The organism is Falsiroseomonas sp. HC035 (assembly GCF_050563525.1).
Lineage (GTDB): Bacteria > Pseudomonadota > Alphaproteobacteria > Acetobacterales > Acetobacteraceae > Falsiroseomonas.
This window is the reverse complement of record NZ_JBNXUN010000085.1, coordinates 1-380: the sequence shown is the minus strand read 5'-3', so window position 1 is coordinate 380 and position 380 is coordinate 1. Positions and strand designations below refer to the sequence as shown.

At 56.6% G+C, this 380-nt stretch carries 1 protein-coding gene; it reads right to left on the bottom strand.

Translation table 11 applies throughout. The features are described 5' to 3' along the window. Positions 1 to 117: 117 nt before the first annotated feature. On the bottom strand, positions 118 to 380 hold a 263-nt coding region (locus ACLF3G_RS29560), incomplete at its 5' end, for a hypothetical protein (RefSeq protein WP_430672947.1).

The following is a 380-nucleotide window of genomic DNA, read 5'->3' as shown; positions in this document are numbered from 1 at the left end:
AGATACCGCCACCACTGCCCACACGCAGGACCAAACCGCGCCAAAGACGCAGCGCCTGCCTGAAAGAAGGATGCGCACCTGTCGCACTCACACTTCCACTTACACAACACAACCAATTCAGATTTGAATATCAAAGAACATGCAAAATCGCGCCCAGGCAAAGCCTGTGCGAGACCATCTTCTGGAAGCAACCCCGCAACTGCGCGGGTACATCTCGATGCGCACTGCAGGATCTGATCTCTGGAAAGGCACCTGGCGGTGCATGAACAGAGATTGGAAACCGCAGCACATCGAGAGTGGAGAGCGGAACCCGCCGATCGGCAGGTCGTCTAAAGGAATGGTCGCAACCAGAAGGCATCCGCCCTCAGCGTCACGGCCTA